This is a genomic window from Plantibacter sp. T3, from assembly GCF_902506515.1.
In the GTDB taxonomy this organism is placed as follows: domain Bacteria; phylum Actinomycetota; class Actinomycetes; order Actinomycetales; family Microbacteriaceae; genus Plantibacter; species Plantibacter auratus.
In genome coordinates this window covers 2,438,932-2,452,579 of record NZ_LR733286.1, presented here as the reverse complement: position 1 = coordinate 2,452,579, position 13,648 = coordinate 2,438,932, and the positions used below count along the sequence as shown (strand labels likewise).

Here is a 13,648-nt window from a genome sequence, read left to right as displayed (position 1 = left end):
GGTCAATCCTTCGCTTCTCGGTAGAGCGCCTGCTGACGCTCGATCTTGTCGCCTTGGACCATCGCATAGGTCCAGACGGCTGCGGCCATCCCGCCGACGAGGAACATCATCGGCACGAGCAGGCCGGTAGCCACGATAGCGGCTTGCACCGCCCAGCCCAGCCAATACCCCCAGCGGAATCGCAGGAGCGGGATCGTCGCGACGATGATCAGACACAGCACCGCTCCGCCGATCAACGCGACCGGGGCCGGGAGGGCCTTCAACCCGAAGATGACGAGCGCGCCGAGGAACATGACGATCATCTCGAAGCCGAGGATGATCGATCCGAGGGTCTGCTTGATGCTCCGTGGAGCCCGGCTCCGTGCCATGCCGCTCATGCGGTCGCCTTCCATTCCCGGTCGTCGGCGACCTCGATCGCCTCGCCCACGAGGGTGATCGAGCCGGTGATCACCACCAGCCGGCGCGGTGCCTCCTCAGCCCAGCGTCGTGCGTCCTCTGCGGCCTCGTCGAGCGTGTCGGCGAAGGTCGACGCCGGTAGTTCGAGCGATGCGGCGAGGCGCGAGAGCTCCTCGGCGGGGATCGCCCGCTCCGACTCCGACTGGGTGAAGAAGAAGCCGGATGCGGCGGGCGCCAGGGTCGTCAGGATGCCGGCGGCGTCCTTGTCCTGGAGGATGCCGACCACGAAGGCGATCTCGTCGACGTCGAAGTAGCTGCCGAGTGCGGCGACCAAGGACGCGGCACCGTGCGGGTTGTGCGCAGCGTCGACGAGCACGGTCGGTTCGGTGCCGATGAGCTGCAGCCGTCCCGGGGAGGCGACCTCGGTGAGGCCCTCCGCGAGGACGTCCTCCGCGATCGGCTGGGTCGCTCCGCCGAGGAACGCCTCCACCGCGGCGATCGCGAGCGTCGCGTTCCGTCCCTGGTGGTCCCCGTAGAGCGGGAGGTACAGCTCCGGATAGGTGCCGGCGCGTCCTCGGACGGTGATGAGCTGTCCGCCCACCGCCACGGCGTCCTGCACGAGGGCGAACTCCTCACCTTCGAACACGGCCGGGTCGTCGACCGCCGCGGCGGCGTCGACGATCGCCTGACGCGCGTCGGGGTGCTGCGCGGCCGAGACCACCTGCGCACCGGGCTTGATGATCCCGGCCTTGGTGCGCGCGATCTCGGCGATCGTCTTGCCGAGCCGCTGCACGTGGTCGAGATCGATCGGCGTGAAGACGGCGACCTCGGCATCGGCGGCGTTCGTCGAGTCCCAGGCACCGCCCATACCCACCTCGACGACGGCGACGTCGACGGGGGCGTCGCCGAAGCAGGCGAATCCCAGGACGGTGAGCGCCTCGAAGAAGGTCAACGCGGGCTCACCGGCCGCCGAGAGCTCGGCGTCGACCATCGCCAGATACGGCTTGATGTCGTCCCAGTTCCTGGCGACGGCCTCGTCCGAGATCCGCTCGCCGTCGATACCGATGCGCTCGGTGAACCGGACGAGGTGCGGACTCGTGAAGAGACCGGTGCGGAGCCCGTGGGCGCGGAGGATGCTCTCGATCATGCGCGCCGTGCTCGTCTTGCCGTTCGTTCCGGCGATCTGGATGATCGCGAAGGACGACTCCGGGTTGCCGAGGAGCTCCAGCGCCCGCTTGGTGGCACCGAGACGCGGCTGCGGCTGGGCCTCCCCCAGCCGTTCCAAGAGCTCGCGGTACACGGCGTCGGCGGCATCGGCCGCGGACGACTCGTCTCCGGGGATCAGGTCATCGGACATCGGCGGTCTCCTCTGCACGCGCGACGGTCACGGTGAAGGCTCCGGCGTTGCCGAACTTCCCGGCCGCGAACGACTGGGCGAAGCCCGACGCTCCAGCCTGACCCTCGTCGTCGGACCAGGTCAGGGACGTCGCCAGGGTGTCGCCGGCGAGGTCGACCACGTCGAGGGCGCTGCGCACCGCGCGTTCGTCGGCGTCGTCATCGAATCGGAGCTGGAGCCGGATCCGGTCGCTCACCTGCAGGTCCGCCGCCTTCCGGGTGTCCTGGACGGCACGGATGACGTCGCGGGCGAGTCCCTCCGCCTCGAGCTCGGGCGTCAGCGTGGTCTCGAGCAGGGCGAAGCCACCCGAGGGCAGGAGCGCGAGCGCAACGCCACCGGCGGCGCCCGACGAGGCCTCCATGACGAGCTCGTACTCGCCGTCGACGAGCTCGATGCCGCCGGCCGTGACCGTGCCGTCGACCTCGGACCAGTCGCCGCTCCGAGCGCCCTTGATCGCCTGCTGCACCGTCTTGCCGAGGCGCGGGCCCGCCGCGCGGGCGTTGATCGAGAGGCGCGAGGTGACGCCGAACTCGGTGCCGCTGGTGTCGGTCAACTCGGCGAAGGAGACGGCCTTGAGGTTGAGCTCCTCGCGGAGGATCGCCTCGAACGGGGCGAGCGACGCGGGGTCGGGCGTGACCACGGTGAGCGATGCGAGCGGCAACCGGACACGGAGACCGGCCTGCTTGCGGAGGGCGAGGGTGACACCCGAGACCTCGCGGACCCGGTCCATCGCCTCGACGAGTGCCGCGTCCTCCGGGAACGCCTCGGGCTCCGGCCAGTCGGTGAGGTGCACGCTGCGCTCGCCCGTCAGGCCGGTCCAGATCTGCTCCGTGATGAGCGGCAGGAGCGGAGCGGCGACCCGGCAGTACGTCTCGAGGACGGTGTAGAGCGTGTCGAAGGCGTCGCGGTCGAAGACGCCACCGTCCGTCGACCAGAAGCGGTCGCGGGAGCGACGCACGTACCAGTTGGTCAGGACGTCCGCGAAGTCCCGCAGCGAGGCCGCTGCGAGGGTCGCGTCGAACGCCTCGAGGTGGTCGGTCACGGTGACGACCAGTTCACGCGTCTTGGCGAGGATGTAGCGGTCGAGGACGTCGGTGGAGTCCGTGCGCCACTCGGCGTCGTAGCCACCAGGCACCGCCGTGTTCGCGTACAGCGAGAAGAAGTACCAGGTGTTCCACAACGGCAGCATCACCTGGCGGACGCCCTCACGGATGCCCTCCTCCGTCACGACGAGGTTGCCGCCGCGCAGCACCGAGCTCGACATGAGGAACCAGCGCATGGCGTCGGAACCGTCGCGGTCGAAGACCTCGTTGACGTCGGGGTAGTTGCGCAGCGACTTCGACATCTTCTGGCCGTCGCTGCCGAGGACGATGCCGTGGCTCACGACGCTCGTGAACGCCGGCCGGTCGAACAGCGCGGTCGACAGCACGTGCAGGAGGTAGAACCACCCACGCGTCTGGCCGATGTACTCGACGATGAAGTCCGCGGGGCTGTGCGAGTCGAACCACTCGCGGTTCTCGAAGGGGTAGTGCACCTGGGCGAACGGCATCGATCCGGAGTCGAACCAGACGTCGAGGACGTCGGTGATGCGGCGCATCGTCGACCGGCCGGTGGGGTCGTCGGGGTTGGGCCGCGTGAGCTCGTCGATGTACGGGCGGTGCAGATCGGTCGGACGCACGCCGAAGTCGGCCTCGAGCTCGTCCAGCGAGCCGTACACGTCGATGCGCGGGTAGGCCGGGTCGTCGCTCTTCCACACGGGGATCGGCGAACCCCAGTACCGGTTGCGGCTGATCGACCAGTCGCGCGCACCCGCGAGCCACTTGCCGAACTGTCCGTCCTTGACGTTCTCCGGCACCCAGGTGATCTCCTGGTTGAGCTCCTCCATGCGGTCGCGGAACTCGGGCACGCGGACGAACCAGCTCGACACAGCCTTGTAGATGAGCGGCTGCTTGCAGCGCCAGCAGTGCGGGTAGGAGTGCTCGTAGCTCGCCTGACGCAGGAGGCGGCCCTGTGCCTTCAACAACTGGGTGAGCGGCTTGTTGGCGTCGAAGACCTGGAGACCTGCGACGTCGGACACCTCCGGGAGGAACTTCCCGCCGTCGTCGACGGAGACGATCACCGGGATACCGGCGGCCTCGCACACCTTCTGGTCCTCTTCACCGTAGGCGGGGGCCTGGTGCACGATGCCGGTGCCGTCCTCGGTCGACACGTAGTCGGCGACGAGGATGCGCCAGGCCTGCTCCATGCCCCACTCGGCGTCGGCGTAGTAGTCCCAGAGGCGGTCGTAGGAGACGCCTTCGAGCTCGCGCCCGACGATCGTCCGGGAGACGGCGGCCTGCGCCTCGGCCGCGGAGTCGTAGCCGAGGTCCTTCGCGTAGTTGCCGAGCAGCGCCGAGGCGATGAGGTACTCGCCGCCGAGGACCTCGGTGTCGGCGTGGGCGGAGCCCTCCTCGCGGAGCACCGTGGCGTCGGGGGTGCCGTTCGGGCCGGCCGGGACGACCGCGTATTCGATGTCGGGCCCGACGGCGAGCGCGGCGTTCGTCGGCAGGGTCCAGGGCGTGGTCGTCCAGGCGAGCGCGCGGACGGCGGTGAGCCCGAGGCTCTCGGCCTTCGGACCGACCAGCGGGAAGGTGACCGTGACGGTCTGGTCCTGGCGGGAGCGGTAGACGTCGTCGTCCATCCGCAGCTCGTGGTTGGAGAGCGGCGTCTGGTCGCGCCAGCAGTAGGGCAGCACCCGGTAGCCCTCGTAGGCGAGGCCCTTGTCGTGGAGCTGCTTGAAGGCCCAGATGACCGACTCCATGTAGGTCACGTCGAGGGTCTTGTAGTCGTGCTCGAAGTCGACCCAACGCGCCTGGCGCGTCACGTAGTCCTGCCACTCCTCCGTGTAGCGGAGGACGGAGTCGCGTGCGACCTGGTTGAAGGCGGCGAGCCCCATCTCGTCGATCTGTCGCTTGTCGGTGATGCCGAGCTGGCGCTCCGCCTCGAGCTCGGCGGGGAGGCCGTGGGTGTCCCAGCCGAACCGGCGGTGCACCTGCTTGCCGCGCATCGTCTGGAACCGGGGGAAGAGGTCCTTGGCGTAGCCCGTGAGGAGGTGTCCGTAGTGCGGGAGGCCGTTCGCGAAGGGTGGGCCGTCGTAGAACACCCATTCCGGAGCGCCCTCGCGCTGGTCGATGGAGGCCTGGAAGGTGCCGTCGGCGGCCCATCGGGCGAGCACCCCCTCCTCGATCGAGGTGAAGCTGGGCGACGGCGTCACGCCGAACGCAGCGCCGTTCGACGCCGACTCGGTTGGGGTCGGTTCCTGGGACTTCGGGTAGCTCATCGTTCTCCTGGCAGGTCTCGTGGGTCCTGCGAGGACGCCGGCGTTGCCGACGCGGTACCACCCCGCTTGCCGCTCCGCTGGAACGGCCGCTCTGCATCGGCTGTGACGGGCCTGACCCGCTCGGTTCTACTGGGCTCCCGCTGAGCGGTCGCTGTTCTGCCGAGGACTCCCCGGTGATGGCCGGATCGATGTCGATGGTCCCATCGTACAGCCTGCAGAGCGGCTCCGAGGAGGGTCGGCTACGAGGAACTCGGCCCGTCGATCCGGGCGAGCGCGCGGCCGTACCCGTCCACCACCGGAGCGATCGCGCGGCGGAGGTAGTCGCCGAGCTCGCCCCGGCCGACACCTGCGGCCGCCCAGGCCCCGGCGCCGGCGACGATCGCGCCGGCGAGCGCCGCTGCGGCGGACCGGATGGTCAGCTCGTCGGCGCGGACGGCGAGGCGCGCGAGCGAGACCCGGAGCACGGCTTGGAGACGCAGCAGACGTTCGAGGCCGGACGCTTGCAGCTCCCACGCGGTGTCCATCAGTTCGATCTGCGTGAGCGCCCAGGGCACTGCGCCGTTCGAGCGCTCCTCGGCGATGCCCAGGAGCGCGGCTTGCAGTGACGGCATGGCGTCGGCGACATCCGTCACAGGGGCGTCCCCGGCTGCGGCGAGCGCCCGTTCGAGTCCGGCGAGCGCGGCGTCGACGTCGACCCAGAGGACGTCGCTCTTGGAGCCGAAGTAGTTGAAGAAGGTGTTGCGGCTGACGCCGGCGCGGCTCGCGATCTGGTCGACGGTGGTGCCGGGGTATCCCTGTTCGAGGAAGAGTTCGGCGGCCGCCTCCTCGAGGACGCGTCGGGAGGATCGTCGGGGTCTGCCGACGGCGTTCCGTGCCGGTGGTCTCGCCATGGGGGCTCCTTCCGCCGCCTGTGAGCCTAGCCGTCGTGCGAGGGGTCGGGGCGTGGTGCCGAGGCTCTATGCTGGTTCCGAGACGGCGTCCAATAATTCGTCCGACGCCGCCACCGGGCCCTCAGCACCCGGTCGATCGCCTTCTGGAGTCCCTGTGCCCGCATCCCCCTCCCCTGCCCGTCGACGCCCTGCGTCCTCGCGTCGTCCGTTGCGCATCGCCGCGGCGCTCGTTCCGCTCGCGGTCCTGCTCGCAGCGTGTGCACCGGGGACGCCGGCCGCGTCGAGCACGCCGAAGGCCGGTGGGACCCTCGTCTACGCCAGCGGGGACGCCGAGCCCACGTGTCTCGATCCGCACGTCGGCGGCAACTACCCGCAGGCCCTGTTGAGTGCACAGTTCCTCGAGCCGCTCGTCTCCCGAGACGCGAAGGGTGAGATCATCCCGTGGCTCGCCGAGTCCTGGACGACGTCGGAGGACGGTCTGACCTGGGAGTTCACGCTGCGGGCGGACGTGACGTTCACCGACGGCACCCCGTTCGACGCGGCAGCGGTCAAGGCGAACATCGAGCACCTGCAGGACCCGGCGACGAAGTCGTCCACGGGCTACCTCGCGGTGGGTAAGGTCGCGTCGGTCGAGGCGGTCGACGCCACGACGGCCCGGTTCATCCTCTCCGCTCCCGACAGCGCGCTCCTGGAGTCGTTGTCGCAGCCGTGGACGGCGATGGAGTCTCCGACGGGGATCGCCCGCGGTGAAGCCGCGAACTGCGATGCGCCGGTCGGTACCGGACCGTTCGTCGTCGACGAGTGGGTGAAGCAGGACCACGTCTCGCTCGTCCGGAACGACGCGTACGACTCGGCACCGGGCGACGCCGCGAACGACGGGCCGGCGTACCTCGACGGCATCACGTGGCGCTTCATCCCCGACTCCGCGTCGCGCTTCGCGGCACTCCAGAGCGGCGACGTCGACATCATCGACAACGCGCAGCCCGACACGATCGCGCAGGCGAAGGACTCGAAGACGATCGTCGACCTGGACGCACCGCGCCCCGGTGCCTCGAACCGCATCGAGCTGAACGCGGGACAGGCGCCGTTCGACGACCAGCGCGTGCGTGAGGCCTTCGTGCGGTCGACGGACGTGAACGCCGGCATCGAGTCCCTGTTCTTCGGCACGGCGAAGCGTTCCTACTCCCCGCTGTCGAGTGCGGAGGCGACCGCCTACTCCGACGAGAGCCTGTTCGGCTACGACCTCGATGCGGCCAACACGCTCCTGGACGAGGCCGGCTGGACCGAGAAGGACGAGGACGGCGTGCGGACGAAGGACGGCGTCCGACTGACCGTACGGTTCCCCGTCAGCACGAACCAGTCGATCCCGGCCGAGCAGTCGCTCTTCGAGCAGATCCAGGCCGGAGCCGGCGACGCCGGCTTCGACGTGCAGCTCGAGCTGCTCGACCTCTCGAGCTGGTACGAGGCGCTCGGCTCTAACGCCTACGAGGCCGTCAGCGCTCCGTACACGAAGGTGGGACCGGACGTGCTCCGCGTGCTCTACGACTCCTCGGGCATCGTCCCGGCGCCGAGCGGCTACTTCGCGAACCACGCCCAGCTGGACGACCCCGCGCTCGACGAGATCCTGAAGCAGGCGAGCGACACCCTCGATCCCGAGGAGCGGGCGTTCCTCTACGAGCAGGCGCAGCAGATCATCCTCGACGGCTACTACATCCTGCCGCTCTACGACCAGCAGAACCACTTCCTGCTGAGCACCTCCCTGCAGGGCGTCCGCGCGCTACCGACGGTGTCGACGCCGGTCTTCGGGGACGCCTGGCTCGTGGAGTGAGCTCCATCGGCCGCTCGGGACGCGACCTCCGCCGCCTGGCCGGGCGGATCGGGGCACGTCTGGCCGGTGCGGTGTTCGTGCTCTGGGCGGTCGCGACGGTCACCTTCTTCGCCGTCCGGCTGATCCCCGGCGACCCGGCGCAGGCCTATCTCGGCGGCCCCGGCTCCCAGGCGTCGGCTGAAGCGCTCGAGCGGGTGCGCGAGCAGTACGGCCTGGACCAGCCGCTCCTCGTGCAGTACCTCGCGCAACTGGTCCGACTGGTCCAGGGGGATCTCGGCGAGTCGGCGTCCCTCCGCACGCCGGTGGCCCAGGTGCTCGCCGAACAGCTCGGCGGGACGCTGGTACTGGCGACGGCGTCGCTCGCCATCGCCTGGCTCCTGGCGCTCGGCCTCGCGGTCTGGTCGACCCGCGGTGGGCGGGTGTCCGCGGCCCTCGGATCGGCCGTCGAGCTCGTGGCGGCATCGCTCCCCCAGTTCTGGCTCGCGACCGTCCTCATCACGCTCTTCAGCACCTGGCTCGGATGGCTCCCACCGGTGAGCACGGGTGATGCGGTCGGACTCATCCTCCCGGTGCTGACCCTGGCCATCCCGGTCGCCGGGTTCCTGGCCCAGGTGATGCGGGAACCGTTGCTCGACGCGGGGAGCGCGCCGTTCGCCGTCTCAGCGGCCGCCCGCGGTGAATCGACGACCGGCCTGCTGCTCAGACACGGCCTACGTCATGCCGCCGTCCCTGCGGTGAACCTGTCGGGATGGGCCTTCGGCTATCTCATCAGCGGCGCCGTCGTGGTGGAGACCATCTTCGCCCGGCCCGGTCTCGGACGGACGCTGCTCCAGGCGGTGACCGTGCGCGACGTCCCGGTGGTCACCGGCGTGGTGCTGAGCTCGGCGGTGGCCTACGTCGTCGTCATGTTCCTCGCGGACCTCGCGGCGGAGCTGCTCGACCCACGCGACCGGATCCGGCGGTCCGGTTCATGAGCGGGCTCACGATCACCCCGGCATCCGGAAGCCCCGATGCCCGGGTCCGCCGCGGACGGCGCCGGTCGTCGGGATTCGGCGCTCCCGAGATCATCGCGGCCGTGGTGGTGCTGTTCCTGCTCGGCTGTGCGCTCGCCCCCCAGCTGTTCGCGACAGCGTCGCCGACGGCGGTCGACCCGCGGGCCGCGTTCTCGCTGCCCTCCCTCTCGCACTGGTTCGGGACGGACGAGTCCGGCCGCGACGTCTGGAGCCGGGTCGTGCACGGTGCGGGGACCTCGCTCCTCATCGGCGTCGCCGCGACGGCCATCGGACTGATCCTCGGAGCAGTCCTCGCGATGATCGCCGCGGTCGGCGGCCGGATCGCGGACTTCGCCGTGGGACGCGTCCTCGAGGTGCTCTTCGCGTTCCCCGGCCTGTTGCTCGCGCTCCTCGTGATCGTCATCGCGGGGCCCGGTCCCGTCACGGCGACGATCGCGGTCGGCCTGTCGACGGCGCCGGGCTACGCGCGCCTCATCCGCGGTCAGCTGCTGCAGGTCCGCTCCTCCGACTTCGTCGAGGCCGCGCGAGTGCTCGGGCACGGGCCGGCTCGGATCCTGTTCCGACACATCCTTCCGAACGCCGTCGCCCCCCTGTTCGTCCTCGCGACCCTCGGCATCGGACAGGCGGTCGTCTGGGCGTCCGCCCTGAGCTACCTCGGGCTCGGGGCGCAACCACCCGCGCCGGAGTGGGGCGCCATGCTCGCCGCAGCACGCACCTATCTCGCGACGGCGTGGTGGCTCACGGCGTTCCCGGGTCTGATGATCGTCGCGACCGCCCTGTCCACCACGGTCCTCGGCCGGGGTCTCCAGCGCCGATCTCGGGAGGACGGCCGATGAGCGACACCAGTCCACTGCTCCAGGTGGAAGCACTGACGGTCGGATTCGACAGCGGGGACGCCGTCGTCTCCGGCGTCTCCTTCCAGGTCGAGCGCGGCACCTGCGTCGCGATCGTCGGCGAGTCGGGCTCCGGCAAGAGCGTGACCGCCAGATCGCTCCTGGGCCTCGCCGGCGCATCGGCACGGGTGACGGCCACTCGACTCGACTTCGACGGCACCGACCTCCGCGGACTCGGAGCATCGGCCTGGCGACGCCTGCGCGGGCGTCGCATCGGACTCGTCCTCCAGGACGCCCTCGTGTCGCTCGACCCCTTGCGACCGATCGGGCGCGAGATCGACGACGCACTCCGACTCGGCACCGACCTCGACCGGACCGCCCGCACCCGGCGGGTGCTCGAACTCCTCGACTCCGTCGGCATGCCCGACCCGGCTTCCCGCATCGGCCAACGTTCCGGCGAACTCTCCGGCGGACTCCGCCAGCGCGCACTCATCGCTTCTGCGATCGCACTGGACCCCGACCTCCTCATCGCCGACGAACCGACGACCGCGCTCGACGTCACCGTCCAAGCACGTGTCATCGGCCTCCTCGACGACGTCAAGCGGCGCGGGGCGGGCCTCCTCCTGATCAGCCACGACCTCGCCGTCGTCTCGTCGATCGCCGACCACCTCGTCGTGATGCAGCACGGTGTCGTCGTCGAGCAGGGGCCGGCCGAGCAGCTGCTGACCAGGCCGACACACCCGTACACCCGGGCCCTCATCGCCGCGGTCCCCACCGACCGCGCTCGAGGGACACGCCTCAGCGCAGACCAGCCGGTCGACGCGGCACCGGTGGCCGAACAGCCGGTCGACGCGGCACCGGTGGCCGAACAGCCGGCGACGCGCACCCGCCCGACGACGCAGGACCGATCGGACGCACCCGCGCTCGAGTTCCGATCCGTCTCCCGCAGCTTCGAGCGTGGCCGCGGCGCCTCGGCGATCCTGGCGGTCGACGACGTCTCGCTCCGCCTGGAACCGGGGACGACCCTGGGCGTGGTCGGCGAGTCCGGTTCGGGCAAGACCACCCTCGCCCGCATCGCACTCGGCCTCACCGCGCCACAGTCGGGAACGGTGCTCCTCGAGGGCGAACCATGGTCGGAGCTCCCCGAGCGAGCGCGTCGTCCACGACGGAACCGTCTGGGCTGGGTCTCGCAGGATCCGCTGAGTTCGTTCGATCCACGCTGGCGCGTCGACGCCATCCTCGCCGACGCCGTTCGTGGACGCGAAGCCGCACCTCGCGACATCACCCGTCTCCTCGCGGACGTCGGCCTCGATCCCTCGCTGGCTCGCGCGCGCCCGCGGACGCTCTCCGGCGGGCAGCGGCAACGCGTGGCCATCGCCCGGGCACTCGCGAGTCGACCGTCGACGCTCATCCTCGACGAACCCGTCTCCGCGCTCGACGTCACCGTCCAGGCCAGGATCCTGGACCTCCTCGACGAGCTGCAGCGACGCCACGGCCTGAGCTACCTGCTGATCTCCCACGACCTCGGCGTCATCCGGCACATGAGCGACCGGGTCGCCGTGATGCAGCACGGGCGGGTGGTCGAGCATGGCGACGCCGAGCAGGTCTTCACCGCCCCGGCCCACCCATACACCGCCCGACTCGCAGCCGACGCTCCGCGCCTCATCGCGCCCGGTGCGGCATCAGGGCGCGACGCCGTCTGACTCCGGCGTCGGGATCCGGTCGAGCACCGCCTGGACGACGGGCGCGAGGGTCTCGGCGTACACCCAGCTCAGATGGTGGTGATCGCGGTACGCGAGGACACCACCGATGACCGGCGAGCACCGATCGGACGAGCACAGGGCGTCCGAGAGGTCGACGGCGCGGACCCGTGGGTCGGTGCTCGCGAGGGCGGCGTTGTACTGCGGATCCTCCGTGAGCGCGTCGCTCCGGTCCCGGGCGCACCCGCCCTCCGGATCAGCGTCGTCGCGGACGCACTCCAGCACGTCGTCCGACATCGTCGGGGTGTCGCGCAGGACGACGATCTGCTCGATCGTCGCTGGCACGAGTGTCCAGCGCTCCGCATAGGCTTCCGCAGCCACCTCCCGCCAGTCGCGGTCCCCCTCGGCGACGACCGGGTTCCGGGCGCGCGCCGAGACGACGAGCGTGTCGATCTCCGGTTCGTCCTGCAGCAGCTCGAGGGCGTCGCGGTTCCAGCTCAGGCACCCGGCGCGCATCTCGGCGAGCACCGCCGCGCTCGTCCCTGGCTCCGTGCGCTCGGCGTCGCTGAACGGGCAGGAGCTCTTCGCCGCGACGAGGAGCCGCCAGCCGTTCGTCTCGGCAGCAGTCGCGAACGCCGGCAACCACTGCTCGGCGTGGGAGTCCCCGATGAGCGCCACCGTCCTCGTCGCCTGCTCCGCGCTGGCACCGTAAGCGCAGACCTCGAACGCCGCAGCCCGGATGTCGGTGATGCAGCGGTCCGGCGGCAGGTCGGCGAGCGACGCGTCGGGAATGACGACCCCGCGGGTCTCATCCCCGGGAGACGCCGAGGAACCGTCGCGCGAGGTCTCGCCACCGGAGCCCTCCGTGCTGTCCGATGACGCTCCGTCGTCCCGCGGACACGCTGCAGCATCGACGAGCTCCGCGGCGCCGAGGCAGTTCGACGGGGTCGCGACCAGGGTCTCGATGCGCTGCTGTTCGGCCGCGATGCGCGCCTCGGCACCGGGGAGCACCCCGATCGAGGCGACCAATAGGACGCTCATCGCGAGGGCGGTCGCGCCGATGACCCGTCGTGGCTGCCAACCGGCGATGCGCCCGAACCGGATCGGGCGCTCCACGAACCGCGTCGTCACCTCCGCGAGGACGCCCGTGATGACGAGGAGGACGAGCTGCTCGGGGATGGAGGCCGACCGAGCGAGCACGATCCCGCCGAACACGATGAGGGGCCAGTGCCAGAGGTAGACCGCGTAGGAGCGGTCGCCGAGCCACTGGATCGGCGCCCGGGCGAGCAGCGCGGTCGGCGACCACCGGACGTCCGGGGCCCAGGCCGCGATCACGGCGATCGTCCCGCCCACCGGCAGCGCCGCGGTCAACGCCGGGAAGGGCGTCTCCCCCGAAAACCAGACGGCAGCCGCCCCGATCGCGGCGAACCCGAGCCAGGCGACGACCGTGCGCGCACCCGCCCGCAGCGCCCACCCGCGCCGGGCTCCCTCGGCCACCAGGATCGCCGTCAGTCCGCCGGCGGCGAACTCCCAGGCCCTCGTCGTCGTCGCGAAGTAGGCCGGGGACGGGTCTTGCGCGGTGAAGACGACCGACCAGGCGGCCGACGCGATGCAGACGAGTCCGATCGCGATCGCGACGCCCCGACGCCGTACCGACGGCGCGGCCGAGCGTCGGGCGAACCGCACGGCGAGCCAGCCGGCGACGAGGACCAGGATCGGCCAGACGAGGTAGAACTGCTCCTCGACCGACAGCGACCAGAAGTGCTGCACGGGCGACGGAGCGTCCTCTGCCGCGAGGTAGTCGATCGCGGATCCGGCGAGCGCCCAGTTCTCGATGTACAGGCCCGACCACGCGATCTCGCGCAGGAACCGGGGCAGGTCCCCGAGCGGTGCGAGGTACCAGCTCGCGACGAGGGTCGCGGTGAGGACGGTGAGCGCAGCGGGGAGCAGCCGTCGTGCGCGCCGGGCCCAGAACCGCCCGAGTCGGACCGAACCGGATCGCTCGACCTCGGCGAGGAGGTGCGCCGTGATGAGGAACCCGGAGATCGCGAAGAACACGTCGACGCCGACGAACCCGCCCGGCACGAGCCCCGGCCAGAGATGGAACACCACGACGAGCGAGACCGCAACGGCACGAAGGCCTTGGAGGTCGGCTCTCACGGGGCCGGAGGCGGCTCTGGTCGACACGGTCCGATGCTATCGGCGGAGGATGACGGTCTGCGGTCCGGCGTCCTCCCGGTCCCCTGCGATAGCATGGGATGTTCCCACACACT

9 protein-coding genes are annotated in these 13,648 nt (G+C 70.8%); 4 read left to right on the top strand and 5 right to left on the bottom strand.

Annotated elements, in window-relative coordinates; translation table 11 throughout:
• Nucleotides 1–2 precede the first annotated feature (2 nt).
• The 4 genes from GV015_RS11740 to GV015_RS11725 form a co-directional block, all read right to left on the bottom strand.
• Nucleotides 3–377 carry a DUF4233 domain-containing protein gene (locus GV015_RS11740; RefSeq protein ID WP_064295611.1) on the bottom strand — a complete coding sequence of 125 codons (375 nt, stop codon included), beginning with the start codon at nucleotides 375–377 and terminating at the stop codon, nucleotides 3–5.
• Nucleotides 374–1,753: a folylpolyglutamate synthase/dihydrofolate synthase family protein gene (locus GV015_RS11735; protein WP_159878482.1), complete on the bottom strand. Its 1,380-nt coding sequence runs from the start codon at nucleotides 1,751–1,753 to the stop codon at nucleotides 374–376. The genes GV015_RS11740 and GV015_RS11735 overlap by 4 nt, the downstream gene beginning before the upstream one ends.
• Nucleotides 1,743–5,111 carry an isoleucine--tRNA ligase gene (gene ileS / locus GV015_RS11730; protein ID WP_159878480.1) on the bottom strand — a complete coding sequence of 1,123 codons (3,369 nt, stop codon included), beginning with the start codon at nucleotides 5,109–5,111 and terminating at the stop codon, nucleotides 1,743–1,745. The genes GV015_RS11735 and ileS overlap by 11 nt, the downstream gene beginning before the upstream one ends.
• Nucleotides 5,112–5,350: 239 nt before the next feature.
• A complete protein-coding gene (locus tag GV015_RS11725) occupies nucleotides 5,351–6,001 on the bottom strand; it encodes a TetR/AcrR family transcriptional regulator (protein ID WP_159878478.1) in 651 nt (216 codons plus the stop codon).
• Nucleotides 6,002–6,209: 208 nt separating this feature from the next.
• On the opposite strand from GV015_RS11725, the gene GV015_RS11720 reads away from it, so the two are divergent.
• The 4 genes from GV015_RS11720 to GV015_RS11705 are packed head-to-tail and all read left to right on the top strand — an operon-like array spanning nucleotide 6,210 to nucleotide 11,378.
• Nucleotides 6,210–7,829 carry an ABC transporter substrate-binding protein gene (locus GV015_RS11720; protein ID WP_236555424.1) on the top strand — a complete coding sequence of 540 codons (1,620 nt, stop codon included), beginning with the start codon at nucleotides 6,210–6,212 and terminating at the stop codon, nucleotides 7,827–7,829.
• Nucleotides 7,826–8,803, top strand: a complete 978-nt coding sequence (locus GV015_RS11715; RefSeq protein ID WP_159878474.1) for an ABC transporter permease — start codon at nucleotides 7,826–7,828, stop codon at nucleotides 8,801–8,803. The genes GV015_RS11720 and GV015_RS11715 overlap by 4 nt, the downstream gene beginning before the upstream one ends.
• On the top strand, nucleotides 8,800–9,678 hold the full coding sequence (locus GV015_RS11710; protein ID WP_159878472.1) for an ABC transporter permease: 879 nt from the start codon (nucleotides 8,800–8,802) through the stop codon (nucleotides 9,676–9,678). Before GV015_RS11715 ends, GV015_RS11710 begins: the two co-directional genes overlap by 4 nt.
• On the top strand, nucleotides 9,675–11,378 hold the full coding sequence (locus GV015_RS11705; protein ID WP_159878470.1) for an ABC transporter ATP-binding protein: 1,704 nt from the start codon (nucleotides 9,675–9,677) through the stop codon (nucleotides 11,376–11,378). Before GV015_RS11710 ends, GV015_RS11705 begins: the two co-directional genes overlap by 4 nt.
• Here the strand turns inward: GV015_RS11705 and GV015_RS11700 are convergent.
• Complete coding sequence (locus GV015_RS11700; protein WP_159878468.1) at nucleotides 11,358–13,562, bottom strand: acyltransferase family protein; 2,205 nt, start codon at nucleotides 13,560–13,562, stop codon at nucleotides 11,358–11,360. The two genes, GV015_RS11705 and GV015_RS11700, sit on opposite strands and share 21 nt — an antisense overlap.
• Nucleotides 13,563–13,648 lie beyond the last annotated feature (86 nt).